Consider the following 24,767-nt stretch of genomic DNA (forward strand, 5'->3'; position numbering starts at 1 on the left):
CGAAGCCTACCGACCCGCCCGGGTGGCACCCCGGTCCGTTGACAGGGCTCCCCCTACCTACCATGCTAAGCAGTCGCTTAGAGGTGACTTCGTGACGCGAGAGAGGCCGCAGACATGGCAGAGCCGAGGATCTTCACGTCCGCCGACGACCTGAGGGCGGCGGTCGGCGAGCGGCTGGGGTACACGGACTGGCTGGAGATCGACCAGAAGCGGATCGATCTCTTCGCGGAGGCCACCGGTGACCACCAGTGGATCCACGTCGACCCGGAGAAGGCCGCCGCGGGGCCCTTCGGCACCACTATCGCGCACGGCTATCTGACCCTCTCCCTGCTGCCGCTGTTCGGACCGCAGCTGATCTCGGTCGAGGGCGTCAAGATGGGCGTCAACTACGGGACGAACAAGGTGCGTTTCCCCTCCCCCGTCCCGGTCGGCTCCCGGCTGCGGGCCACCGCCGCGATCACCGCCGTCGACGACGTCACCGGCGGCGTCCAGGTCGCCGTCGCCTTCACCGTGGAGCGCGAGGGCGGGGACAAGCCGGTGTGCGTGGCGGAGTCGGTGTCCCGCTACTACCTCTGATCCCCACGGGCGGCGGGCGGCCCCGCCGCCCCCACCATCCGCAGCACGAGGTCGGCGTAGAGCGCGCCGACCTCGTCGGGCGTGCGCGGGCCGTCCACGTTGAACCAGCGGGCCACGTCGATGCACAGGGACAGCACGGCGAGGGTCGTGCCGTGCACGTCGAGCACCTCGAACTCGCCCGCCGCGACCCCTTCCTCGATGATCCCGCGCACCTCGGCGTCCACCTGCCGGCGCAGCGCGAGGATCTCGGCGCGGGCCTCCGGGCCCAGGGCCTCCAGCTCGTACTGCACGACCCGCGCGGTGGTGCGCCGCCCGGCGTGCCAGCGGACGAAGGAGCTCACCGCGTCCGCGAGCCGCTGCGTCGCGCTGCCGTCACCGCGCGCCGCGGTGCGCAGGATGTTCAGCGCACGGTCGTGGCCGATGCGGCTGATGCGGTGGAGGAGCTCTTCCTTCGTCTTGTAGTGGATGTAGAGGGCGGCCGGGCTCATGCCCGCGCGCCCCGCGATGTCGCGGGTCGTCGTCGCGTGGTAGCCGCGCTCGGCGAAGGCCTCCACGGCGGCGACGAGCAGTCGCCGGGCCGCGTCGGGAGTGACCTCCTCCCACGGCTCGACCTCGCCGCCGGCCGTCTCCTGAGCCGTACTCATCGCTCGTTCGCCCCTCTCGGTACAGGAGCTCCACCATACCGCCGAAGGTGAGCGGTCGCTTAGTGTGCCCGCGTGCGCCGCGAGGGGCGGGACCGGGGGCGGGACCGGGGTCAGAGCTTCTCGGTGAACGGGTCGTGCTCGGCGAGGAGCTTCTCCAGGCGGGCCTGGTCGACGCGGCTGACGATCCGGCCGGCCTCCTGGCGGTCCCGGATCACCTTCGCCAGGGTGAAGGCGGAGGTCACCAGGTACAGGACCGCGATCGCGAGGAACCCCCGCACCCAGGCGTCCGCGTCCAGCCGGTAGATGCCCATGGCGGTGGCCGCCATGGCGACGGCGAACGAGGCGACGGCCTGGCCGTAGAAGGCGGCCGTGCTCTGCTGCTTGACCGGTGTGTCACTCATGGGGAGAAGCTTCGGCGGACGCGGCCCGCGGCCGCATCCGCCGTCGTACTCAGACGCCGACGACGGCTACTCAGAAGGCCGAGACCCCCGTCAGCGCACGGCCGATCACCAGCTTCTGGATCTGGCTCGTGCCCTCGTAGAGGGTCATCACGCGGGCGTCGCGCAGCAGCTTGCCCGCCGGGTACTCGTCGATGTAGCCGTAGCCGCCGAAGACCTGGAGGGCGTTGTTGGCGGCCCGGACGGCGGCCTCCGAGGCGAAGAGCTTGGCCTTGGAGGACTCGACGGCGAACGGCAGCCCCCGGTCGACCAGGTCCGCGACCCGCCAGGTCAGCAGCCGGGCGGCGTCCACGTCGACCGCGATGTCGCTGATCAGCTCCTGCACGAGCTGGTGCCGGGCGATGGCCTTGCCGAACTGCTCGCGTTCGCCCGCGTACCGCACGGCGGCGTCCAGCGCCGCCTGGGCTATCCCGACGCAGCCCGCCGCGACCGACATACGCCCCTTGGCCAGGGCCGACATGGCGACGGAGAAGCCCTTGCCCTCCTCGCCGAGCAGCGCGGAGGCGGGCACGCGCACGTCCTGGAGGACCAGCTCGGCGGTGGCCTGGCCGCGCAGGCCGAGCTTGCCGTGCAGGGTGCGGCGGGTCAGGCCCGGGGTGTCGGCCGGCACCAGGAAGGCGGAGACGCCCTTGTGGCCGGGGGCGTCGGTGGAGCGGGCGAACAGCAGGACGACGTCGGCCCAGGTGCCGTTCGTGATGAACATCTTGGTGCCGTTCAGGACGTAGTCGGCGCCGTCGCGGACCGCGCGGGTGGTCAGGTTCCCCGCGTCGGAGCCGGTGCCGGGCTCGGTCAGGCCGAAGCAGCCGACGGACTCGCCGGAGGTGAGCCCCGGCAGCCAGCGCCGCTTCTGCTCCTCGTCGCCCCAGGCCGCGATCGTCTTGGCGACCAGCCCCAGGGACACCGAGACGATGCCGCGCACCGACGAGTCGCCACGGCCCAGCTCCTCCGTGACCAGGCAGTACGCGAGGTGGTCGCCGCCACAGCCGCCGTACTCCTCGTCGATCGTCAGCCCCAGGAAGCCGACCTCGCCGAGCTTCTTCACGATGCCCCGGTCGACCTCCTCGGCCCGGTCCCAGGCGACGGCGTGCGGGGCGATCTCGCGCTCCACGAAATCGCGGGCGAGCCGGCGCACGGCCTCCTGCTCCTCGCTGAGCCCCAGGTACACCACGAGACCACCTCACTTGAAAGCCGTACATTTAAATTAGCACTGCTAGTTTCTGATGCGCAGCCCTACTATGTGCGCCATGGCCCGACCGCGCAAGCCCCTCCTGAGCACCGACCGCATCGTCGAGACGGCCCGCGCGCTCGTCGACGCGGAGGGGCTCGCGGCCCTCTCCACGCGGCGGCTCGCCGCCGAGCTGGGGGTGAGCGGTCCCTCGCTCTACAACCACTTCCCGACCAAGGACGAGATCCTGGAGGCCGTCGCCGACTCGGTGAGCGCCCAGGTCGACCTGTCGATGTTCGAGGACGGGAGGGAGTGGCGGACCGCGCTGCACGACTGGGCCGCCTCCTACCGGAGCGCCCTGCGCGACCACCCCAACATCGTCCCGGTCCTCGCGCGCGGCCCCGGCCGCCGCCCGGCCGCGCTGCGGCTCGCCGACGCCGTCTACGGCGCGATGGTCGACGCGGGCTGGCCGCCCGCGCAGGCCACCTCGATCGGCGCGCTGATGCGGTACTTCATCATGGGCTCCGCGCTCGGCTCCTTCGCGGGCGGCTTCGTGGGCGACGCGAGCGCGTACGACCCGGCCGACTACCCCCACCTCGGCCAGGCCCACCTGCTGGCCGAGCAGCAGGAGAAGGTCGACGAACGGGCCTTCGAGGCGGGCCTGACCGCGCTGCTGGACGGGCTGGCCCAGCAGTACGAGCAGGTGCGGCGGACGGCGTAGCCGCGGGGCGCGCCGCCCTCCGGGGACGCCGGGCGCGCCGCCCTCCGGGGACGCCGGGGCGCGCCGCCCTCCGGGGACGGGCGCGCCGGAGGACACGACAGCGGAGAACACGGTGGCCGTGAACACGACGGCGTGAACACAACGGCGGAGAACACGACGGCGGAGAACACGAGAGCGGGGACGCCGCGGCGGAGAACACCGCGGCGGGGACGCTGCGGCGCACGCCGAACCGTCCGTGTCCCATGCTGGGAGCCATGACCACCAGGGACCCCCGGGCACCGCTGCTGGCCCGGCTGGCCGGGCTGATCGCCGACGAGACGCGCGCCGCGTGCCTGCTCGCGCTGCTCGACGGCCGGGCCTGGACCGCGGGCGAACTGGCCCGGCACGCGGGCGTAGCCGCGTCGACGCTGAGCGAGCACCTCGGCAAGCTCGTCGGAGGCGGCGTGCTCACCGAGGAGCGGCAGGGGCGGCACCGGTACGTACGGCTGGCCGACGCACGGATCGCCCAGCTGGTGGAGGACCTGGCCGCGCAGGTCGCCCCCGGCGACGTCGCGGGGCCCCGGAGCCTGCGCGCGTCGAGCGCCGGGTCGGCGATGGCCCGCGGCCGAACCTGCTACGACCATCTGGCCGGACGGCTCGGCATCACGGTCACCGACGCCCTCACCGCGCGCGGGCTGCTGCTCCGGGACACCGGGTTCGCGCTGACGGACGCGGGGCTGCGGTGGTTCGAGGTGGCCGGCATCGCCCTCGACCGCGGGGGCCGCCGCCCGCTGGTCCGGGCCTGCCTGGACTGGACCGAGCGCCGGCCGCACCTCGCCGGCACCGCGGGCGCGGCCCTGTGCCGGCACGCCCTCGACACGGGCTGGTGCGAGCGCATCGGCTCCGAGCGGGCGGTGCGGGTGACTCCGGCGGGCGAGCGTGCGCTGGCCGACCTGCTGGGCATCGACTCGCGGACACTGCGCTGACGGCAGCGCGTCCCGACCCCACCGACCACTCCGACCGGACCCCCGGCGCCCCCGGCCCGACCCCACCGACCACTCCAGCCCAGCGCCCCGACACCCCCGGCCCGACCCCACCGACCACTCCGGCCCAGCGCACCGGCGCCCCGGCCGACCGCACCGGCCACTCCGGCCCGACCCCGTCGGCGGCTCTGGCACGATCCACCGGGAGGACCGCACCGAGCGGCCCGGCCGGGTGCCGGACCGCCCGTCCGTCCCCGCCCGCCGGCTGCCCCTCCCCCGGCTTCCTCACCTCAGGAGCGTGATGAACACCCCTCGTCGTCCGGAACTGCTCGCCGCCGGCGCGGCCACGGTCACCGTCGTGCTGTGGGCGTCGGCCTTCGTCTCGGTCCGCAGCGCGGGGCACGTGTACTCCCCGGGCGCCCTGGCGCTCGGCCGGCTGCTGGCCGGGGCGCTGACGCTGGGGGTGATCTGTCTCGTACGGCGGGAGGGGTGGCCGCCGCGGGCGGCGTGGCGCGGGATCGGCGTGTCGGGCGTGCTGTGGTTCGGCCTCTACATGGTGGCCCTGAACTGGGGTGAGCGGGAGGTGGACGCGGGGACCGCCGCCCTGGTGGTGAACGTCGGGCCGCTGCTCATCGCCCTGCTCGGAGCACGGCTGCTGGGCGACCGGCTGCCGCCGAGACTGCTGGCCGGCATGGCGGTGTCGTTCGCGGGCGCGGTGACGGTGGGGCTGTCGATGTCGGGCGGGGGCGGTTCCTCGCTGCTGGGGGTGGCGCTGTGCCTGCTGGCCGCCGTCGCGTACGCCTGCGGGGTCGTGGCGCAGAAGCCCGCGCTGGGCTCGGCGAGCGCGTTGCAGGTGACGACGTTCGGGTGCCTGGTGGGAGCGGTCGTGTGCCTGCCGTTCGCCGGGCAGCTGGTGCGGGAGGCCGCCGGCGCTCCGGTACCGGCCACGCTGAACATGGTCTACCTGGGCGTCTTCCCGACCGCGCTCGCCTTCACCACCTGGGCCTACGCCCTGGCCCGGACGACGGCGGGCCGTATGGGCGCGACCACCTACGCCGTGCCGGCCCTGGTGGTGCTGATGTCGTGGCTGGCTCTGGGCGAGGTGCCCGGGCCGCTGACGCTGGCGGGCGGGGCGCTGTGCCTGGCGGGGGTGGCGGTGTCCCGTTCGCGCACGCGGGGGCGGGCACGGGCGGGGAAGGCCGCGGCGCGGAGGCCGCGGCCCTCCGAGGAGTCCGACGTGGCGCCGTGAGCGCTGAGAGCGCCTCGCAGGCGCGGGACCGGCGGGGATGCGCGGGACCGGTCCCGGGCGGCGGTCAGAACACGACCAGCGCCCGGCCCCCCTTCCCCGCCAGCATGTTCTCGAACGCCGCCGGGATGCCCTCCAGGGCGATCCGTTCCGTCACCAGCGAACCCAGGTCCAGCCGGCCCGCCCGGACGTGGTCGGCCAGGACCGGCAGGTCGCGCACGGGGTCGCAGTTGCCGTAGACGCAGCCGGAGAGTGTGCGGCCCCAGTGGAAGAGCTCCAGGGCGTGGAAGGTGACCTGCTGGTCCTTGCCGCCGATGCCGACGACCGTGGTGCGGCCGCCGCGGCGGGTCGACTCCCAGGCGGTGCGGATGGTGACCGCGCGGCCCACGCACTCGACGGCCACGTCCACGCCCTGCTTGCCGGTGAGGGCCCGGATCTCGCGGGCGGTGGTCCCGGAGGCGACGAGGTAGTCGGTGGCGCCCGCCGCGCGGGCCAGGTGCTCCTTCTCGGGGGAGACGTCGACGGCGACGATCGTGGACGCGCCGGCGATCCGGGCCGCCTGGAGGGTCGCCAGGCCCACCCCGCCGACGCCGAACACGGCCACCGTCTCGCCGGGCCGGACCTTGGCCGAGTGGTGGACGGCGCCGTAGCCGGTGAGGACGGCGCAGCCGAGGAGGGCCGCGTCCGTGAGGGGGATGCCGTCCGGCAGGGGCAGGGCGCAGGAGACGGGGACGACGGTCTCCTCGGCGAACGCGCCGACGTTCAGCCCGGGGTGCAGCACGGTGCCGTCGTGGGTGCGGGCGTGCACGGCGGCGGACCCGCTGAGGGCGTCGGCGCACAGCCACACCTCGCCCAGCCCGCAGGCGTGGCAGGCGCCGCAGGACGGCGCCCAGTTGAGGATGACGCCGTCGCCGGGCGCGAGGTGGGTGACGTCCTCGCCGACGGACACGACCGTGCCGGCGCCCTCGTGGCCGAGGACGGCGGGGACGGGCAGGCGCATGGTGCCGTCGGACAGGGACAGGTCGGAGTGGCACACCCCGGCGGCGGCGAGCCGGACGCGGACCTGTCCGGGCCCGGGGTCGGGGAGGTCGATCCCGGTGATCTCCAGGGGAGCGCCCACGGCGGGAAGGACGGCGGCTCGAACCACGGAACGCTCCTCAGAACTGGAGGGACTTGGTCTGGAGGTACTCGGTGAGGCCGTGCGCGCCGAGTTCACGGCCGACGCCCGACTGCTTGTAACCGCCGAAGGGCGCCAGGGGGTTGAAGCGGCCGCCGTTGATGTCGACCTGCCCGGTGTCCATACGGCGCGCGAAGGCCACCGCCTCCGCCTCCTCGCCCGCCCAGACGGCCCCGGCCAGGCCGTAGACCGTGCCGTTGGCGATGCGCAGGGCGTCGTCCTCGTCGTCGTAGCGCAGGACGGACAGGACGGGGCCGAAGATCTCCTCCTGGGCGATGGTCATCTCGGGGGTGACGTCGGCGAAGACCGTCGGGCTGACGAACCAGCCGCGCTCGCGGGGGGCGTCGGGGCCGCCCGCGACCAGGCGGGCGCCCTCGGCGACGCCCTTCTCGATGTAACCCCGCACCCGCGCCTGCTGCCGGGCGCTGACGACGGGCCCGATGCGGTCGCCGTACTTCGCGGCGGCGGCCGCGGCCAGTGCGACGGCCTCGTCGTACTGGTCGCGGTGGACCAGCATCCGGGTCCACGCGCTGCACGTCTGGCCGGAGTTGGACATCACGTTGGCGACGCCGACGTTGACGGCCCGGGCGAGGTCGGCGCTCGGGAGGATGACGTTGGCGGACTTGCCGCCGAGTTCGAGGGCCACCTTCTTGATCGCGGCGCCGGCCGTGGCGGCGATCCGCCGGCCGACGGCCGTGGAGCCGGTGAACGAGACCAGGTCGACACCGGGGTGTTCGACGAGGGCCTGCCCGGCGACCGTGCCGAGGCCGGTGACGAGGTTGAAGACACCGGCCGGGACGTCCGCCTCGTGCACCGCCTCCGCGAAGAGCTGGGCGGACAGCGGGGTGTTCTCGGCGGGCTTGAGCACGACGGTGCAGCCCGCGGCGAGGGCCGGGGCGACCTTGGCGACGATCTGGTGGAGCGGGTAGTTCCAGGGCGTGATGGCGCCGACCACACCGATCGGCTCCTGGTACACGGTCGAGTTGCCGACCTTCTCCTCGAAGGGGTGCGTCGCGGCCAGCTCGGCGTAGGAGCCGGCGACCGCGATCGGGACGGCCGCGTGGACCGCCTGGGAGAAGGGCAGCGGCGAGCCGAGCTCGGCGGTGACCGTCTCGGCGATCTCGTCCTTGCGGGCCGCCAGCACGTCCCGCAGGGCGGCCAGGCGCGCGGCCCGCTCGGCCGGCGGGGTCGCGGCCCAGGCCGGAAGGGCGGCGCGGGCCGCCCGTACGGCGGCGTCCACGTCCTCTGCGCCGCCGGCCGGGACGCGGCCGACGACCTGTTCGTCCACCGGGTTGACGACCTCGATCACGTCCTGGCCGGCGGCGGGGCGCCAGGCGCCGTCGAGGTAGATGCCGTCGTGTGCCTTCATCGTGTTCCCTCCGGGCGGTCGTCGTCGTCCGCGCCCTAAACTAGCGCCGATAGTTTTTGGGCACCAGGGGTGCCCTCCGTGCGACGCCTCACGGTGGCACCGGGGGTGCCGCGGTGTCACTCACCGGGAGGGCGGGCGGACGGAGGTGTCACTCCCAGGGGTGGCGCTTGCGGTCGGCAGGCGGCCGGACCGGGACGCCGGGTCCGAACGGCCTCACCCGTCCAGGTCCGGCAGGAGGACGGACCGGGACGCCGGGTCCGAACGGCCTCACCCGTCCAGGTCCGGCAGGAGGACGGACCGGGACACCGGGTCCGAACGGCCTCACCCGTCCAGGTCCGGCAGCCGGGACGGCGCCGGGCAGATCCGTTCGCCGTGGCGGTCGAAGACCAACAGGCGGGCGAGGTCGACGAGGAGGGGGACCTGGACGCCGTGCCGCAGGTCGAAGTCGGGGGTGGTGCGGACCACGAGGTCGCCGGGCAGCCGCCCCTCCGGGGAGGCGACCGCGGGGTCCGGCGGCGCGGGCGGCGCGTCGAGTGCCGCGGCCGGACCGGTCCGCGGTCCGCCCGCCCGCCCCGCCCTGGTCCGCAGCCGGTCGAGGACCCCGCTCTCCCGGCGCCGGCGCCGGGCCGGCCGGGGCTGCGGGCGGGGCGCCTCCAGCTCCGGTACGACGGCGGGGCGCGAACCGGTGGCGAAGTGGACGAGCGCCTCGTGGCCCTGGAACTCCACGTGCTCCACCAGCCCGGTGATGAGGGACTCCCCGGGGCGCGCGTCGGCGGACCGGCCGACGCGGACGGCCTCCGACCGCAGCCCGACGATCACGTCCCGGCCCTGCTGCACGCGCAGCAGCTTGTGGTCCGGGGACAGGGGTTCGGGCAGCCGCAGCGCCTGCTTGCCGAGGCTGATCGTCATCGCCCCGTCCAACGGGGCGCGGACCGTGCCGCGCAGGAGGTTGATGCGCGGGGTGCCGATGAAGGCGGCGACGAAGACGTTGCGGGGCAACGCGTACACCGTGCGGGGGCTGTCGAGCTGCTGGAGCACTCCGCCGCGCAGGACGGCGACCCGGTCGCCGAGCGACATGGCCTCGGACTGGTCGTGGGTGACGTACACCGTGGTGACGCCCAGCTCGCGGGTCAGGCCGGCGATCTCGGCGCGCAGCCGGTTGCGGAGCTTGGCGTCCAGGTTGGACAGCGGCTCGTCCATCAGGAACGCCGAGGGGTGGCGGGAGATGGCCCGGCCCATGGCGACGCGCTGGCGTTCCCCGCCGGAGAGCTGGCCGGGGAAGCGGTCGAGGAGGTCCTCGATGCCCAGCATCCGGGCGGTGGCGTCCACCCGCGGGCGCGGGTCGGCGCCGGGGTTCTCCAGGCGCAGCGGGAAGCCGATGTTGTCACGGCCGGTCATGGTCGGGTAGAGGGCGAAGTTCTGGAAGACCATCGCGATGTCCCGCCCGGCCGGCGGCAGGTCGTTGGCGTACTCGCCGTCGAGCCGCAGTTCCCCCTCGGTGATCCGCTCCAGGCCGGCGATCATGCGGAGCACGGTGGACTTGCCGCAGCCGGACGGCCCGAGCAGCACCAGGAACTCGCCGGGCTCGATGTCCAGCGACAGCCGGTCCACCACCCGGACGCCCTTGTCGAAGACCTTGCTCACGTCGTGCAGGGAGATGGCGCGTGTCATGGGCGGTGTCCCCGGGGGCTCGCTCGGGCGCTGGTGCTCCGCGGTCGGGAGCCCCGCAGGGGGTCGTACGGGGCTGTGGGTCAGGGAAGTTAACGGACCGTGCGCACCGGGGGGAAGACACGGGACGGAATCGGACACGCCGGTCCGCTCAGCGCGGAAACGGACGCGGGGGTTCGGTGGGGACTCGGCGGGCGCCGGGGCCCGGGCCGTGCGGCCGGGTCAGCGGGTGGCGGTCAGGTGGGCGAAGACGACCACGTTGCTGGTGTAGCCGGTCCTGCGGTGGAAGTAGCCGCCGCAGGTCAGCAACCGGAGCTCGGGACGCTCGCGGGCGCCGTACACCTCCTTGTCGGGGAAGCGGTCCTTGTCGAAGACCTCGACCCGGTCGACGGTGTAGACGGCGGTGCGGCCGTCGGCGCGGCGGGCCTCGATCCGGCTGCCGGGGGGCACGCGTTCCAGGCCGGCGAAGACCGCGGGGCCGGTCCGGGTGTCGCGGTGGCCGACGGCGACGGCCGTGCCCGGTTCGCCGGGGGTGGGGCCGCCCTCGTACCAGCCGACGAGCCTGGGCCTGTCCAGCGGTGGGGTGTCGAGCTCCCGGTCGGGGCCCAGCCGCAGTGCGACGATCGGCGCGTCGATCCCCAGGGACGGTACGCGCAGGGTGGTGGCCCGGGAGCGGGGCAGCGGACGCGGCGGGTGTTCCGGGGCCGCGCGGCCGGCCCGGCGGGGCTCGGCCTCGCCGCCGGCGGCCGGGCCGGCCGGCCCGTCGTTCCCCCCGCCGCACTGGGCGCCGACCGTCACCAGGACGGCCACCAGCGCGGCCGTCCTGGTGAGCCGGTAGGCCCGCGTCCGGTACCAGGGCCTGCGTCCGCGCCTACGCGGCACCATGCGAACGTCGGCGGATCAACCGGACGTAGGCCGCGCCGCCGACGACCACCAGCCCCACGGCGGCGGCCGCGCTCAGCGGGGTGAAGGCCCGCGCGGTGTCGACGAGACCGCCGCCGCCGGCGTGGACGCCGCCCTTCGGGGCCTCCCCGCGTCCGCTGGAGCTCTGCCCGTCCTGGCGGTCCTCGATCGGACGGCTCGGGTCGTCCCCCCTGCCGCCGGTGCCGTTCTGCTGCTGGCTCCCGGGGCCCTGCCCCTGGCCCTGGGCGGGGCTCCCGCCCTGGCCCTCGGAGCCCGGGCGGTGGTCGCTGCAGTCGACGCGGAAGACCTTCTCCCTGGGTCCGGTGCCCCCCGCGACCGTCCACACGAGCCGGTACTGGCCGTCGGCCAGCCCCAGCGTGTCGGTGTGCCCGGCGCCTCCGGCGAGGGTGATGGTGCCGCTCACGGTGGCGGCGGTGGGCAGCGGGGGCTGGGCCTGGATGGTGTACGCGACGCTCGTCACCTCGCCGAAGTTGGCGGCGTCGAGGTAGAACCGGCAGACCACGGGGTCGTCCTTCGACACCCCGTAGGGCACGCGCTCATTGTGGACCCTGATGTCGGCGCCGTCCCCGGGAGCGGCCGTGGCGGCCGGTGCCGCGAGCCAGGTGGCCCCGGCCGCGGTGAGGGCCGTGAGGGCGGCGACGCCGAGGCGGCTGCCGGCGGCGTGCGGAAGCATCAACGTGGGCATGGACGTTCCTCCGAGTCAGACGATTTTCATACAAATCGCGCTTTCATCTGACTCTCTTTCACATCCGGCCCGCGCCGCGCCGGAGCACGGCCCGACGCGCCGTCAGACGTCCCCCGTCCGGCCCACGCCGGTCCCGGACCGGCGCGGCCGCGGGACGGCCCGGGGCTCCGGACCGCCCCGCGCGGCGCCCGGCGAGCGCAGCGCGACCCCCGACGACAGCAGCAGCAGCGCCCCGAGCATCACGAAGGGCGCGGCCACGCCCGCGACGCCGGCGACCAGGCCGGCCGCGGCGGGCGCGGCGACCTGGCCGAGCCGGTTGCCGGTCAGCCGCAGCGCCAGGGCGGTGGAACGGGCCCCGTCGGGGGCGGCCTGGACGACCGTCGTCATCGACAGCGGCTGCCCCACCCCGAGACAGAAGCCGAGGGCGACGAGCAGCACCGCGAGCCCCCACACCGGTACCGGCACCGCGATCCCGGCGCACAGCAGCGCCGCCAGCAGACAGGTCACGGTGAGCAGGGCCCTGCGCCCGAGCAGCCGCAGCAGGGACGTGAGCACCAGGCGGCAGGCGATGGTGGCCGCCGCCCGCAGACTGAGCAGGACACCGACGACGGCGGGCGCGATGCCCCGGTGTTCGCCGACCACCGGCAGGTAGGCGGTGAGGATGTCGCTGGCGGACAGCACGGCGAGGCTGACCAGGATGCCGGCGGGCACGCCCCGGGCGCGCAGGATGCGCGCGACGGGCACCCGGTCGCCCGGCCCGGTACGGGACCCGGGTGCCGTGGCGCGGTGTTCCAGGCGCCACAGCGAGGTGAACGCGAACGCGGCGACCGCGCCCGCGCCGAGCAGGGCGAGGGCGCTGCTGCCGGCCATGTCCGGGCCGCCGACGACGAGACCCGCCGCGATCGGGCCGACCAGCTGGCCGAGGGAGGCGCCGATGGTGAAGTGGCCGAAGTTGCGGTCCTGCTCGTGGGGGGCGGACCGGCGGGCCACCAGCGACTGGGCGCCGATGACGAAGCAGAGGTGGCCGAGGCCCATGACCCCGCTCCACAGGGCCATCGTCCACAAGGAGCCGGCCGCGCCGCTGAGCGCGCAGCCGCCGGATATGAGCACCACTCCGACGGACAGCAGGGGCGCGCACCGGCCGTGGTCGGTACGGCGGCCCAGCGGGACCGCGGCGAACAGGGGCAGCAGCGCGTACACGCCCGCGATGACGCCGACCGCCCGTTCGTCGGCGCCCAGGGCGAGGGCCCGGTAGGAGACGGCGGGCCGGGCCATCGACACCGCCCCCTGCGCGAAGACGAAGGCGATGACGAGGCGGAGCAGCCAGCCGCGGTGCGCGCCGGGCCTCATGAGACGTCCTCCATGGGTCGATCAGATGGTGCCGAAGAGGAACGCCGCACCGAGCACCACCGACGAGGTCAGCGCCGCCCACTTGACCACGAACCGGGTGTGGTCGCCGAACTCGACCTTCGCCATGCCCACGAGCACGTACACGGCCGGGACCAGCGGGCTCGACATGTGCAGCGGCTGGCCGACGATCGAGGCGCGGGCGATCTCCAGGGACGATACGCCATGGGCCTGACCCCGCCTCGGCGAGGACCGGGAGGATGCCGAAGTAGAAGCCGTCGTTGGACATGAAGTACGTGAACGGGATGCTCAGGACGCCGGTCACCAGCGCCATGTGCGGGCCCATGCCGTCGGGGATGTTGCCCACGACCCACTCGGCCATGTGGTCCACCGTGCCGGTGCCCTGGAGGACGCCGGTGAAGACGGCGGCGGCGAAGACCATGCCGGAGACGTTGAGGACGTTCTCGGCGTGGGCGCCGAGCCGGGCCTTCTGGTCCGGCATGTGCGGGTAGTTGACGGTGAGCGCGAGCGCGGCGCCGAGGAGGAACAGCACCGGGATCGGCAGCCACTCCATGATCATGGCGGTGAGCAGGGCCACGGTGAGCAGCGCGTTGAACCAGTACAGCCTGGGGCGCAGGGTGGGCCGGTCCGGGTCGAGGACCCGCGCGCCGCCCCCGGGCTCCTCGTCCGCCGCGCCGGTGCCGGGCTTCTCGTCCGCCCCACCGGGCTCCTCGTCCGCCGCGCCGGTGCCGGGCTTCTCATCCGCCCCGCCGGGCTCCTCGTCCGCCGCGCCGATGCCGGTGCCGGGGCCGGTGTCCGGGTCGGCGGCGGGCGTGCCGGCCCCGCCGGAACCGTGGCGGGAGGTGTGCGCCGCGCCCGTGCCGGAGGCGGCGCCCACGAGGACCGTCCCGGTCTCCTGCTCCTCCACCAGCACCTCGTCGAGCGTCAGCACGCCGAGCCGCCGGCGCTCGCGCAGGCCGAGCGCGTACGCCAGGGCGAGCACGAAGACCACGGCTTTGCTCAGGTCAGCGGCTCGGGTTCTTCGGCCACCGGGACGAGTTCGACGGGCACCCCGTTGAGGACCGCGTTGCCCGACAGCGGGTCGAGCAGAGTGCCGTCGAGGAGCTGGTTGACGTTGACGCCGGGGTCGGCGGCGGCATGGCCCATCCGGGTGCCGGGCCGGTCGTGGCCCCAGCCGTGCGGCAGGCTGACGACGCCCCTGCGCACACCGTCGGTGACCTCGGCCGGGGCGGTCACCTCTCCCCCGGCGCCCCTCACGCGCACCGCGGAGCCGTCCCGGACGCCCAGCCGCTCGGCGTCCTCGGGGTGGATGTGCAGGGTGCAGCGGTTGGTGCCGCCGGTGAGGGCGGGCACGTTGTGCATCCAGCTGTTGTTGGACCGCAGGTGGCGGCGCCCGACGAGGACGGGCCCGGCGGGCGGTGTCCCGAGCGCCCGCCGCAGCCGGGGCAGGTCGTCGGCGATCGGCCCGGGCAGCAGCTCGATCCGTCCGCTGCGCGTCCTCAGCGGCTGCGGCAGCCGCGGGCGCAGCGGTCCGAGGTCGATGCCGTGCGGGTGCTCCAGCAGCCGGGCGAGGCTCAGCCCGTCGGGGCGCGCGCCGAAGCCGTCGCCGTAGGGGCCGAGGCGCAGCATCAGGTCCAGCCGGCGCTCGGGGCCGTTCTCCCCGGTGAGCCGGGCGGCCAGCTCCCGGGGGTCGCGGCCGTGCACGGGTGAGTGCGGCTCCTGGACCGCCTTGCCGAGAAGCTGGCCGATGGCCAGGTCGTCGACGGCGGACGGGTCGGCGCCGTGCATGCCGGTCACGGCGAGGATCAGCCGGGCGTGGATCTCGCTCTCGGCCGGCCGGCCGGGTTCGAGGGGGACGGCGGGCCGGGTGTAGCGCACCTGGTGGCGCACGGCGAGGGTGTTGAGCGCGAAGTCGTGGTGCGGGCTCTGCGAGGACGGGGGCGGCGGCAGGACGACGTGGGCGTGGCGCGTGGTCTCGTTGAGGTACGGGTCGACGGCCACCGTGAAGTCGAGGGAGCCGAGCGCCTTGTCGAGCCGGTCGCCGTCGGGCGCGGACAGCACGGGGTTGGCGGCCACGGCGATCAGGGCGCGGACCGGTTCGCCGGCCCCGGTGACGGTGTCGATCTCCTCGGCGAGCGCGGAGAGCGGCAGCTCGCCCTTGGCCTCGGGGTGCCGGCTCACCCGGGAGTGCCAGCGCCCGAGCGCGAAGCCGCGGCCCGGGCCCGCCGGCCGGGGGGTGCGGTCGGTGGCGGCCTGCGGGAAGAGGGCGCCGCCGGGGCGGTCGAGGTTGCCGGTGAGGACGTTGAGGACGTCGACGAGCCAGCTGGCGAGGGTGCCGTGGGGGACGGTACAGCTGCCGATGCGGCCGTAGACGGCGGCGGTGGGGGCGGCGGCGAGCTCACGGGCGAGGGCACGGGTCACCCCGGCGTCCACGTCGCAGGCCTCGGCGACGGCCTCGGGCGTGAAGTCCGCGAGGGCGGCGCGGAGCTCTTCGACGCCCTGGACGTGCGGCGTCAGCTCCCCGAGGTCCACGAGCCCTTCCTCGAACAGGGTGTGGGCCGTCGCCGCGAGCAGCAGGGCGTCCGCGCCGGGCCGGATCGCGACGTGCCGGTCGGCGAGCCGGGCGGTGCGGGTGCGGCGCGGGTCGATCACCGTGAGGGTGCCGCCGCGGGCCTTGAGCGCCTTGAGCCTGCCGGGGAAGTCGGGCGCGGTGCACAGACTGCCGTTGGACTCCAGGGGGTTGGCGCCGATGAGGAGGAGGTGGTCGGTGCGGTCGAGGTCCGGGACCGGGATGGCGTTCGCGTCCCCGAAGAGCAGGCCGCTGGAGACGTGCTTGGGCATCTGGTCGACCGTGGAGGCGGTGAACAGGCTGCGGGTGCCGAGTCCGGCGAGGAGCAGCGGCGGATAGAGCGCGCCGGCCACGGTGTGCACGTTGGGGTTGCCCAGGACGACCCCGACGGCGTTCGGCCCGTACCGCTCGACGACCGGCCGGACACCGGCGGCGACCCCGTCGAAGGCCTCCTCCCACGTGGCCTCGCGCAGTTCCCCGTCCCGGCGCACCAGGGGCGCGCGCAGCCGGTCGGGATCGCCGTCGACGGCCCCGAAGGCGGCGCCCTTGGGGCAGATGAACCCCTTGCTGAACACGTCGTCCCGGTCGCCGCGCGCGCCGGTGACCCGGGTTCCGTCGAGGGTGAGGGTCAGCCCGCAGGTGGCCTCGCACAGGGGGCAGATTCGCAGGGCGGTGCGGGACACGGGTCCTCCCGGAAGGCGGCGGCTGTGGCGCTCTCTGCCGGGAGCATACCGACCGGTACGCATGTCGGGGAGGGGCCAGGACCGACCCGACCGACGGACGGCCGTCAGTCCAGGGACCGGGCGAGATAGGCCCGCAGCAGTTCCCTGGTCTCGCCGATCACCTTCGGGTCCCCCTCCGGGTCCATCCGGAAGGCCAGGTGGACGAGGGTGTCCGCGGTCTCCACGGCGATCAGGAAGGTGCGGCGCAGGTCCTCGTCCGGTTCGCGGCCGAGGTAGCCGGAGAGCAGGTCGATGAGGCGGTCGGCGACCCGGTGGTTGGGTTCGGCGCGGGCGCCGACCGGGATCTGGTTGCCGAAGTCGACGAGGGAGAAGCCGGGCGCGGTGCGCTTCATGGCCAGGTACTCGTCGAGCACGGCGTCCATGGCGGCCCGCCAGTCCCCCCGGCGCCCGGCCTCACCCGGGCGGGAGCCGCCCTCGCCGCGGGAGTCGGCCTCGCCGGCCTCGCCGCTCCCCGTGCGGGTGGCGGCGCGGGCGCCGTTCAGCCGCTCGGTGACGCGCTCGGCGTAGCGTTCGAGGTTGCGTTGGGCCAGCGCGTCGGCCATCTGTCTCTTGTTGCCGAAGAAGCGGTACACGGAGCCGATGGGGACGCCGGCGCGCTGGGCGACCGCGCGGGTGCTCAGGGCGTCGTAGCCGACCTCGTCCAGGAGGTCGGCGCAGGCGTCGAGGATTCTGGTCAGCCGTTCGGCACTGCGCCGCTGCACGGGCGCACGGCGTAGCGATGTCGCATGGGGCACGGGGCTCATGATGCCTTTCCGCCGCGTTCGGGTGAACCTCGCCCCTCGGTACGGAGACAGGTGCCCGGTGCACTCAGTGCGGGAAGGAACGCCGGGGAGACGCCTGCACCCGGTCCGGGGGACGCGCCGCCCGCCTCCGGGGACGTACCGGCCGACCCTGGAAAAGCGCTGGTCAGGCCTGCGGACGCGCCGGTCGGGCCCGGGGTCGCGCCGGTCGAACCTGCGGACGCGCCGGTCGGGCCCGAGGACGCGCCGGTCAGGCCTGCGGACGTGCCGGTCAGGCCCGAGGACGCGTCGGTCGAACCTGCGGACGCGCCGGTCGGGCCCGAGGACGCGCCGGTCAGGCCTGCGGACGTGCCGGTCAGGCCCGAGGACGCACCGGTCGAACCTGCGGACGCGCCGGTCGGACCCGGGGACGCGTCGTCCGGTTCCGATGCCGTGATGTCCGCCGTGCTCTCCACCGGCTCGCCGTCGACCGCCCACACCGTCCCGTCGTCCGCGTACAGGCGTGCGGTGACCTGGTGGGTGCCGTGCGGGAGGTAGCCGGCGGGGATGTCGTGCGAGGGGCCGCGCAGGTCGGCGACGGCGCGGTCGTCCACGAAGAGCCGGGCGATGCCACGCCCGGCGACCGCCCGCGCCGCCGTCCCGGCCGGCGAGAACCGGAAGTTGCGCACCTCGAGCCGCACGTCCCAGCCGCCGCGGGCGTCGGGCTCGACCTCGACCCGTACGTCCGGCGCGTCCTTCTCCCCGACCTCCCGGTAGTGCCGCCCGTCGCCGTCGGTGTCCTCCAGCACCTCGCCCACCGGCTCCGGCGAGACCGCGGCCGTCCCGGCCGCCCCGCCCCCCTCGGCGGCGTCACCGGAGCCGCAGCCCGCGGATCCGGTCAGCAGCAGGACACAGACCGCGAGCGCGGATAGGGAGCCACGCGTCCACGACATGCCGGGGAGCGTAGAACACCGGTACGACACACGGGCCCCACCAGGGTCTGGTTCTCGCCACCGCGCGATCACCCCCGTACGGAGGAGCCGGTTCCCCTTGCGCCCCCGGAACCGCAATCCTACGGTGCTGCATAGGAATAGGCGGCCGACAGGGGAGCACGCATGGGCAGCGGGGACGCACGCAAGACGGCCGAAGAGCTGGTCCAGCTCTCCGGGCTCTCCGGCTTCGGCAACGAGCACGCCTCCGAGGCCGTGCCCGGCGCCCTGCCCCAGGGCCGCAACTCGCCGCAGCGCGGCCCCCTCGGCCTGTACGCGGAGCAGCTCAGCGGCTCGGCCTTCACCGAACCGCGCGCCCACAACCGCCGCTCCTGGCTCTACCGGATCCGTCCGTCGGCCGCCCACCCGGAGTTCACCCGCACCGGCAACGGCACGCTGGGCACGGCGCCCTTCACGCAGACGGTCCCCGACCCCAACCGGCTGCGCTGGAACCCCCTGCCGGAGCCCGCGCCGGGGACGGACTTCGTGGCGGGCCTGTGGACCCTCGGCGGCAACGGCGACGCCGGTCAGCGCACCGGCATGGCCGTGCACCTGTACCACGCCAACGCCTCCATGGACCGTGTGTTCAGCGACGCGGACGGCGAGCTGCTGATCGTCCCCGAGCGCGGCGGCCTGCTGCTGCGCACGGAGTTCGGGCTGCTGCGCGCCGAGCCGGGCCATGTCGCCCTCGTCCCGCGCGGCATCCGCTTCCGCGTGGAGCTGCTGGAGGACACGGCCCGCGGCTACGTCTGCGAGAACTACGGCGCCCCCTTCCGCCTCCCCGACCTCGGCCCGATCGGCGCCAACGGGCTCGCCAACCCGCGGGACTTCCTCGCCCCGGTCGCCGCGTACGAGGACGTCGAGGGCCCGGTGGAGGTGGTCAACAAGTTCTGCGGCAACCTGTGGAGCGCGACGTACGACCACTCCCCGCTGGACGTCGTCGCCTGGCACGGCAACCACGTCCCGTACGTCTACGACCTGCGCCGCTTCAATGTGATCGGCACGGTCTCCTACGACCACCCCGACCCGTCGGTCTTCACGGTGCTGACCGCGCCGTCCGACACCCCGGGCCTGGCCGGCGTGGACTTCGTCGTCTTCGCGCCGCGCTGGCTGGTGGGCGAGGACACCTTCCGGCCGCCGTACTTCCACCGGAACGTGATGAGCGAGTACATGGGCCTGATCGAGGGCGCCTACGACGCCAAGGCGGCCGGAGAGGGGGGCTTCGTGCCGGGCGGCGGCTCGCTGCACAACATGATGTCGGCGCACGGCCCGGACCGGGAGACGTTCGACCGGGCGAGCGCCGCCGAGCTGACGCCGCAGAAGCTCGACGACGGGCTGGCGTTCATGTTCGAGACGCGCTGGCCGGTCGTCCTCACCCCGCACGCGGCCCGCGCCGACCACCGGCAGCAGCGCTACGACGACGTCTGGGCGGGGCTGGAGCGCCACTTCCGCCCTTTGCCCTGAACGCGCCACTTCCGCCCCGCGCGCTGAACGCCGCTTCCGCCCCTTGCCCTGAACGCGCCACTTCCGGCCCGCGCGCTGAACGCCACTTCCGCCCCTTGCACCGAGTGTGCCCTCCCGGTACGGATGGCCCCGTGACCTCCTTCGCCCCGGACTCGATCGTCCTCAACCGCAAGCTGCCGCTCTGGTACCAGGTGTCGCAGTCGCTGCGCGCCTCGATACTCGGCCGCTCGCCCCGGGACCCGCTGCGCCTGCCCACCGAGGAGCAGCTGGCCGGGCACTACGGGGTGAGCGTGCTGACCATGCGGCAGGCGCTGAAGGAGCTGGAGGACGAGGGGCTGATCAGCCGGCACCGCCGGCGCGGCACGTTCATCGAGCCGGCCGCCCGGCGGGGCACGCCGGTGCGGCTGCTGGGCTCGGTGGACGCGATCGTGGCGCAGCAGTCCGGCATGGCGACGCGGCTGCTCGACCGGGGCACGGCGGCGACCCCGGCGGAACTCGCCGAGTACTTCCCGGACCTGGCGGAGGTGGCGACGTACCACCGGCTGCGCAGCGACGAGAAGACCGGTGAGCCGACCAACCACGCCCGCAACTACGTGCGTCCCGAACTCGCCGCCCTGATCGACCCGGACGATCTGGGGCGCCGGCCGATGACCAAGGTGCTGCGGGACGTCGTGGGCGCGGACATCGGCCGCATCACCGACACGGTCGAGGCGCGCCTGGCGGACCCGGAGACGGCCCGGCTGCTGGGGGTCCCGCTGCTGAGCCCGATCCTGCACTACACCGGCGTCACCTACGACACCGGCGGCCGCCCGCTCGACGTGGCCGTCATCCACTACCGCGGCGACCGCTTCTCCTTCACGGTGACCCTCGACGCCACCTGACCGCGCGCGGAGAGTGCGTCGTACGATGCTCGGCGTGACGCCCGACGACGCTCCGCCGCTCGCGGACCTCATGCCGTGGTCCGTCGCACCCGTCCGGCTCGGCCGGTGGTGGCCGCTGGCTCCCGACCCGGCCGTCCTGAAGGACCGCTGGGCCGCGCTGGTCACGGCGGAAGGGCCGGACCGCGAGGCGCTGTTCGAGCCGACGCGCGCCCGCACCCTGCACACGGCGGTGGGGCAGCTGCCCGGCCGGAGCGCCGGCACGGGCAGGCTGATCCGCGCCACGGGCCCCTGCCCCGAACCGGTCCGCGTCCTCGCCGCGCCCTTCGACGAGCAGTGGCTCATTCCCGACCACCGTCTCATCGACGCGGCCCGCCCCGAGCTGTGGCGGGTGGCGGACGAGCACCAGGTCTTCGTCGTGGAGGCCCCGGACCTGCCGTTCCCGACGGCCACCTCGCTGGTGCCGCTGGTGCGCGCGGGCCGTGTCCGCCCCCTGTTCCGCCGCCCGGGCGGCAGGGAACCGAACCTGGCGCCGGGGCTGCTGGACCACCTGGGCCACTCCGCCGACCCGCTGGACTTCCTGGCCTGGATCCTCGCCACCGTCCGCCCCGACGGCACGGTCCCCCTCACCCGGGACCCCGGGCTCTGGTCGCGGGGAGTGGAACTGGGCCACCGTCTGCTGTGGCTCCTGCGCCGCGACGGCGAACGCCCCCGGCTCCCCGGCGGCCGGCGCCCCTACGTCCGCGCGCCCCTGCCCTCCCTCCCCCGGCCCCGCCCGGACGGCGGAACCCCTCTCCTCGCCGTGCGCTACGACCGCGAGGAGGAGACCCTCCACCTCGGCGAGGGCCGCGTCTCGCCGGTCCCGCCGGAGGCGTGGGACTTCGAGGTGGGCGGGGTCCGGGTCCTGGAGCAGTGGTGCGCGGCCCGGACGGCCGCGCCCGAGCCGGGCACCCTGGCGGCGATCCGCCCGGCCGCGTGGCCGCAGAGCTGGACGTCCGAGCTCCTCGAACTGATCACGGTGTCGGCCCTGCTGGCCCACGTGCTGCCGCGGCGGGAGGAGTTGGGGACCGCGGACCCGGCCACGACGGCGGACCCGGTCACGGCGGCCGACCTGCGCGAGGCGGGCGTCCTGCCGGTCCCGGACCGCTCCCGCCGCCCGGCGTCGATCCTGGACCACGCGGAGGAGGGCCCGGAGGGCCAGCTCGCCCTGCTCTGACGCCGCGTCCGGCCGCCGGGACGCCGGCCCGGTGCGCGCAGCCGGCCGGGAGCCGGTACGCACGCCTGCGCGCATGACAAACCCACGGGACGGGGGCCATGATCCACCCCATGGACCAGCTCCCCCTGCCCCTGGAGGGCATCACGGTCGTCGCCGTCGAGCAGGCGGTCGCGGCCCCGTTCGCCACCCGGCAGCTCGCCGACCTGGGCGCCCGGGTGATCAAGGTCGAGCGGGTCGACGGCGGCGACTTCGCGCGCGGCTACGACACCGCGGCCGGCGGCCTCGCCTCGCACTTCGTGTGGTGCAACCGCGGCAAGGAGTCCGTCGCGCTGGACCTGAAGGACCCGCGCGGCCTGGACGCCGTCCGGCGGCTGGTCGCCGGCGCGGACGTGTTCGTGCAGAACCTGGCGCAGGGCGCGGCGGCCCGTCTCGGCCTGGACGCGGCGACCCTGTGCGCGGCGCACCCGCGCCTGGTGGCGGTGGACATCTCGGGGTACGGGGCGTCGGGGCCGTACGCGGGCAAGCGGGCGTACGACATGCTCGTGCAGTGCGAGGCGGGGCTGGTGTCGGTGACGGGGACGCCGGAGCAACCGGTGAAGGCGGGGATCCCGGCGGCCGACATCGCGGCGGGCATGTACGCCTTCTCGGGTGTACTGGCGGCGCTGCTGCGCCGCGGGGCGACCGGGCGGGGCGGACCGGTTCAGGTGTCGATGCTGGACGCTCTCGCCGAGTGGATGGGGCATCCGCTGCATCACGCGATGCACGGGGGGACCGCCCCGGCCCGCACGGGTCTCGCGCACGCGGTGATCGCGCCCTACGACGCGTACGCCACCGCCGACGGCGGACGGGTGCTGCTGTCGGTGCAGAACGACCGGGAGTGGCGCCGACTGGCCGAACAGGTGCTCGGACGACCGGAGTTGGGGACGGATCCGCAGTACGCGACGAACGCGGCGCGGGTCGCGCGCCGGGAGGCCACGGACGCGTGGGTGGCGAGGGCGCTGGGCGCGCTGGACACCGGCGAGGCGCTGGCGCGGCTGGAGGGCGCGGGCATCGCCTGCGCGCGCCTGAGGGATGTGCGCGAGCTGGCGGAGCATCCGCAGCTGGCGGCCCGGGAGCGGTGGCGGGAGGTGGACTCGCCGGTCGGGCCACTGCGGGCGTTGCTGCCTCCGATCACACTGCCGGGTGGGGCGGAGGCACGGATGGGGGCCGTGCCCGCGCTCGGGGAGCACACCGGGGCTGTGCTGCGTGCCGTGGGGATGACGGACGACGAGATCGCAGCGTTGCGCCGGGACGGTGTGGCCGCCTGAGCGCGGGCCTCAGTGCTTGTTGCCGCCGAACAGTGAACGGCGGAGTCGGCGCAGCGGCGCGAAGAGCGAGACCCGGCTCACTCGGGCGCCCCTGGCGCTGCGGCGGTGGGCGGGCTCACGCGCCGTCAGTTCCCGCATCAGCGTGGTCGCCTCGACCGTCTCCCGCTGCGGTATGGCGGGGCCCGCCAGCACCGAGAGATGGCGGTCGAGACGCGAACTGGTCGCGCTGCTCCCGCAGGTGATCGCAGGGACCCTCGCCCTGCTGCGCACTGTTATCTGTTCCATGTCACTCCCCACCCGTACGAGTCCACCCGGCCCGGGCAGGGTAACCCTATCGCCCCGCCGCAGCACCCGTGTATCGCGGTCCCAGGATTCACCTTCCCCATAAGGAGGTTGACGATGCCCGTTCGGTCACTCTCCGAATCCGACCGATTTCAGGGTGAGTTGGACAACCGGTCGGGTGGTGGGCTGCGGTGACCCTCCGTCGGGTTCGACCGTCACGGCGAGTGACGTCGATGTCGGATCGAGCCCGGACGCGACCAAGGGCGTGTCGCGGTCGAAGAGCCCGAGGGAGCGCGGTTGCGCGTCGGGGCGCATGACCCACAGCTGGTGCACCTGTCCGCCGGGCGGGTCGCCGTATCCGCTCAGCGTGACGACCGCTTCGCCCGCCGAGGCGGAGGCGATCACCGCGATCGTGCGTCCCCGGACGTCCCTGCCGGTGCTCGCCCTGGCGTCCGGGGCGGCGAGAACGTGGGCGATCTCACGTGCCCGGTCGCGCTCGGCGGCCAGTTGGTCCCGGGTGCGCTCGGCCTGGACCGCAAAAAGCGCGGCGACGACGAGGGCGGCGGCGGCCGTCGCCGTGGCGAACGGCACGAACAGCGGACGGCGCGCACGGGTGCGCGGCGGCGGCTGCTTGCCCCAGACGTGCGGCGGCAACCGCGGCTCGTGCCGGCGCACCGGCGCCGCCGCGGGCTCCTGCGGAGTCGTCCGTACGGCGGCCAGGACCCGGTCGCGCAGCGCGGCCGGCGGCGGGGCGGCCGTCGACCAGGCGAGCCGGACGGCGTCCTCGAACAGCGCCCGCACGTCCGCGGCGCACCGGTCGCAGCTCCTCAGGTGCTTGTCGAAGCGCCGGCGTTCGTCGGGGTCGAGGGCGTCGAGCGCGTACGGCGCGGCCAGCGAGTGGAGGTCCTCGCGGCGGAACAGGGCCAGGATGCTCATGCGGCACCTCCCAGGCAGTCGCGCAGCCGCGTGAGTCCGTCACGCATCCGGGTCTTGACCGTGCCCAGCGGCAGGGAGAGCCGCTCGGCCACCTCACGGTAGGTGTAGCCGTCGTAGTAGGCGAGGGTGACGGACTGGCGTTGCAGGGCGGTCAGCCGGTCCAGGCAGCGGCGCACCCATTCGCGCTCCAGTCCCGCCTCGACCTCCTCGGACACCTGGTCGAAGGCGGGGTGGTGGGCGCGCCGGGCCTCGCGCTGCTCGCGTTCGCCGGCCGCGCGGGCGCTGCGCACCCGGTCCACGGCGCGGCGGTGGGCGAGGGTGAGGATCCACGACAGGGCGCTGCCGCGGCGGGGGTCGAAGCGGCCCGCGGAGCGCCACAGTTCGAGCAGCACCTCCTGGGAGACCTCCTCCGACTGCGCGGGGTCCCGCACCACCCGCCGCACCAGGCCGAACACGGGTCCGGAGACCAGCGTGTAGAGCTGTTCGAACGCCTTCTGATCGCCCCCCGCCACAAGGAGCAGAAGCTCGTCCGCCTCCATCCGGTCCCCCTCCCTGCGGCCGCACCCGGGCCGTCCCGTCATACCAGGCATTCGCAACGCACACACCTCCGGAGGAGGTACGGATCGCGCGGCCCGGAACGCGGGTGAGCAGGGAGGGAAAAGTTTTCGGGTTCCCACCAATCCGACCCCGCACCCCGCTCC

The 24,767-nt window shown here is 74.8% G+C and carries 23 protein-coding genes and 1 pseudogene; 8 read left to right on the plus strand and 16 right to left on the minus strand.

Annotated features, from left to right (window positions below; genetic code table 11):
- Nucleotides 1–114 precede the first annotated feature (114 nt).
- A complete protein-coding gene (locus ACFV9M_RS08565; RefSeq protein WP_385066863.1) occupies nucleotides 115–576 on the plus strand; it encodes a MaoC family dehydratase in 462 nt (153 codons plus the stop codon).
- On the opposite strand, the gene ACFV9M_RS08570 is transcribed toward ACFV9M_RS08565, so the two are convergent.
- From ACFV9M_RS08570 to ACFV9M_RS08580, 3 genes are all read right to left on the minus strand, one after another.
- Nucleotides 567–1,220, minus strand: coding sequence for a TetR/AcrR family transcriptional regulator (locus tag ACFV9M_RS08570; RefSeq protein ID WP_385066861.1), 654 nt, complete (start codon nucleotides 1,218–1,220; stop codon nucleotides 567–569). The genes ACFV9M_RS08565 and ACFV9M_RS08570 overlap by 10 nt on opposite strands.
- 110 nt (nucleotides 1,221–1,330) lie before the next feature.
- Complete coding sequence (locus ACFV9M_RS08575; RefSeq protein ID WP_385066859.1) at nucleotides 1,331–1,621, minus strand: YiaA/YiaB family inner membrane protein; 291 nt, start codon at nucleotides 1,619–1,621, stop codon at nucleotides 1,331–1,333.
- A gap of 70 nt (nucleotides 1,622–1,691) precedes the next feature.
- A complete protein-coding gene (locus tag ACFV9M_RS08580) occupies nucleotides 1,692–2,843 on the minus strand; it encodes an acyl-CoA dehydrogenase family protein (protein ID WP_385067046.1) in 1,152 nt (383 codons plus the stop codon).
- 79 nt (nucleotides 2,844–2,922) lie between these two features.
- Here ACFV9M_RS08580 and ACFV9M_RS08585 point away from each other — a divergent pair, with 79 nt between their 5' ends.
- The 3 genes from ACFV9M_RS08585 (at nucleotide 2,923) to ACFV9M_RS08595 (ending at nucleotide 5,775) form a co-directional block, all read left to right on the plus strand.
- Nucleotides 2,923–3,564, plus strand: coding sequence for a TetR/AcrR family transcriptional regulator (locus ACFV9M_RS08585; RefSeq protein ID WP_385066856.1), 642 nt, complete (start codon nucleotides 2,923–2,925; stop codon nucleotides 3,562–3,564).
- 254 nt (nucleotides 3,565–3,818) lie between these two features.
- Nucleotides 3,819–4,529 carry an ArsR/SmtB family transcription factor gene (locus ACFV9M_RS08590; RefSeq protein ID WP_385066853.1) on the plus strand — a complete coding sequence of 237 codons (711 nt, stop codon included), beginning with the start codon at nucleotides 3,819–3,821 and terminating at the stop codon, nucleotides 4,527–4,529.
- A gap of 298 nt (nucleotides 4,530–4,827) precedes the next feature.
- Nucleotides 4,828–5,775 (plus strand): DMT family transporter, encoded by a 948-nt coding sequence (locus tag ACFV9M_RS08595; protein WP_385066851.1) that lies wholly within the window; start codon nucleotides 4,828–4,830, stop codon nucleotides 5,773–5,775.
- 64 nt (nucleotides 5,776–5,839) lie between these two features.
- Here the strand turns inward: ACFV9M_RS08595 and ACFV9M_RS08600 are convergent, their stop codons facing one another.
- The 10 genes and pseudogenes from ACFV9M_RS08600 to ACFV9M_RS08645 form a co-directional block, all read right to left on the minus strand.
- The gene (locus tag ACFV9M_RS08600; protein ID WP_385066848.1) at nucleotides 5,840–6,919 is read right to left on the minus strand and encodes a Zn-dependent alcohol dehydrogenase; all 1,080 of its coding nucleotides are present in this window, start codon (nucleotides 6,917–6,919) and stop codon (nucleotides 5,840–5,842) included.
- Between the two features lie 10 nt (nucleotides 6,920–6,929).
- On the minus strand, nucleotides 6,930–8,318 hold the full coding sequence (locus ACFV9M_RS08605; RefSeq protein WP_385066845.1) for an aldehyde dehydrogenase family protein: 1,389 nt from the start codon (nucleotides 8,316–8,318) through the stop codon (nucleotides 6,930–6,932).
- Between the two features lie 321 nt (nucleotides 8,319–8,639).
- A complete protein-coding gene (locus ACFV9M_RS08610; RefSeq protein WP_385066843.1) occupies nucleotides 8,640–9,989 on the minus strand; it encodes an ABC transporter ATP-binding protein in 1,350 nt (449 codons plus the stop codon).
- Nucleotides 9,990–10,208: 219 nt separating this feature from the next.
- Nucleotides 10,209–10,871, minus strand: a complete 663-nt coding sequence (locus tag ACFV9M_RS08615) for a class F sortase (protein WP_385066840.1) — start codon at nucleotides 10,869–10,871, stop codon at nucleotides 10,209–10,211.
- Nucleotides 10,858–11,595, minus strand: coding sequence for a hypothetical protein (locus tag ACFV9M_RS08620; protein WP_385066837.1), 738 nt, complete (start codon nucleotides 11,593–11,595; stop codon nucleotides 10,858–10,860). Before ACFV9M_RS08620 ends, ACFV9M_RS08615 begins: the two co-directional genes overlap by 14 nt.
- A gap of 102 nt (nucleotides 11,596–11,697) precedes the next feature.
- On the minus strand, nucleotides 11,698–12,945 hold the full coding sequence (locus ACFV9M_RS08625; protein WP_385066835.1) for an MFS transporter: 1,248 nt from the start codon (nucleotides 12,943–12,945) through the stop codon (nucleotides 11,698–11,700).
- Between the two features lie 21 nt (nucleotides 12,946–12,966).
- Nucleotides 12,967–13,966: pseudogene (locus tag ACFV9M_RS08630) on the minus strand (SLC13 family permease); the annotation flags it as partial.
- Nucleotides 13,963–16,215 carry a molybdopterin oxidoreductase family protein gene (locus tag ACFV9M_RS08635; RefSeq protein ID WP_385066833.1) on the minus strand — a complete coding sequence of 751 codons (2,253 nt, stop codon included), beginning with the start codon at nucleotides 16,213–16,215 and terminating at the stop codon, nucleotides 13,963–13,965. The pseudogene ACFV9M_RS08630 and the gene ACFV9M_RS08635, both read right to left, overlap by 4 nt.
- A 104-nt stretch (nucleotides 16,216–16,319) precedes the next feature.
- Entirely contained in the window at nucleotides 16,320–17,018 is a 699-nt protein-coding gene (locus ACFV9M_RS08640; protein WP_385066830.1) for a TetR family transcriptional regulator, read from the minus strand.
- Nucleotides 17,015–17,947 (minus strand): hypothetical protein, encoded by a 933-nt coding sequence (locus tag ACFV9M_RS08645; protein ID WP_385066828.1) that lies wholly within the window; start codon nucleotides 17,945–17,947, stop codon nucleotides 17,015–17,017. Before ACFV9M_RS08645 ends, ACFV9M_RS08640 begins: the two co-directional genes overlap by 4 nt.
- A 162-nt stretch (nucleotides 17,948–18,109) precedes the next feature.
- Here ACFV9M_RS08645 and hmgA point away from each other — a divergent pair, with 162 nt between their 5' ends.
- The 4 genes from hmgA to ACFV9M_RS08665 all read left to right on the plus strand — a co-directional run bounded on the left by hmgA (nucleotide 18,110) and on the right by ACFV9M_RS08665 (nucleotide 22,848).
- Entirely contained in the window at nucleotides 18,110–19,447 is a 1,338-nt protein-coding gene (gene hmgA, locus ACFV9M_RS08650) for a homogentisate 1,2-dioxygenase (RefSeq protein WP_385066825.1), read from the plus strand.
- A gap of 131 nt (nucleotides 19,448–19,578) precedes the next feature.
- The gene (locus ACFV9M_RS08655; protein ID WP_385066822.1) at nucleotides 19,579–20,328 is read left to right on the plus strand and encodes a GntR family transcriptional regulator; all 750 of its coding nucleotides are present in this window, start codon (nucleotides 19,579–19,581) and stop codon (nucleotides 20,326–20,328) included.
- A gap of 25 nt (nucleotides 20,329–20,353) precedes the next feature.
- Entirely contained in the window at nucleotides 20,354–21,541 is a 1,188-nt protein-coding gene (locus ACFV9M_RS08660) for a type ISP restriction/modification enzyme (RefSeq protein ID WP_385066819.1), read from the plus strand.
- A gap of 110 nt (nucleotides 21,542–21,651) precedes the next feature.
- Nucleotides 21,652–22,848 (plus strand): CaiB/BaiF CoA transferase family protein, encoded by a 1,197-nt coding sequence (locus ACFV9M_RS08665; protein ID WP_385066816.1) that lies wholly within the window; start codon nucleotides 21,652–21,654, stop codon nucleotides 22,846–22,848.
- 9 nt (nucleotides 22,849–22,857) lie between these two features.
- Here ACFV9M_RS08665 and ACFV9M_RS08670 read toward each other — a convergent pair whose 3' ends face one another.
- The 3 genes from ACFV9M_RS08670 to ACFV9M_RS08680 form a co-directional block, all read right to left on the minus strand.
- Nucleotides 22,858–23,133: a hypothetical protein gene (locus tag ACFV9M_RS08670; RefSeq protein ID WP_385066813.1), complete on the minus strand. Its 276-nt coding sequence runs from the start codon at nucleotides 23,131–23,133 to the stop codon at nucleotides 22,858–22,860.
- Between the two features lie 126 nt (nucleotides 23,134–23,259).
- Complete coding sequence (locus tag ACFV9M_RS08675; protein WP_385066810.1) at nucleotides 23,260–24,066, minus strand: anti-sigma factor domain-containing protein; 807 nt, start codon at nucleotides 24,064–24,066, stop codon at nucleotides 23,260–23,262.
- Nucleotides 24,063–24,605, minus strand: a complete 543-nt coding sequence (locus ACFV9M_RS08680) for a sigma-70 family RNA polymerase sigma factor (RefSeq protein ID WP_385066807.1) — start codon at nucleotides 24,603–24,605, stop codon at nucleotides 24,063–24,065. The genes ACFV9M_RS08675 and ACFV9M_RS08680 overlap by 4 nt, the downstream gene beginning before the upstream one ends.
- Nucleotides 24,606–24,767: the final 162 nt, after the last annotated feature.

The organism is Streptomyces sp. NPDC059895 (genome assembly GCF_042731035.1).
Classification (GTDB): Bacteria; Actinomycetota; Actinomycetes; order Streptomycetales; family Streptomycetaceae; genus Streptomyces.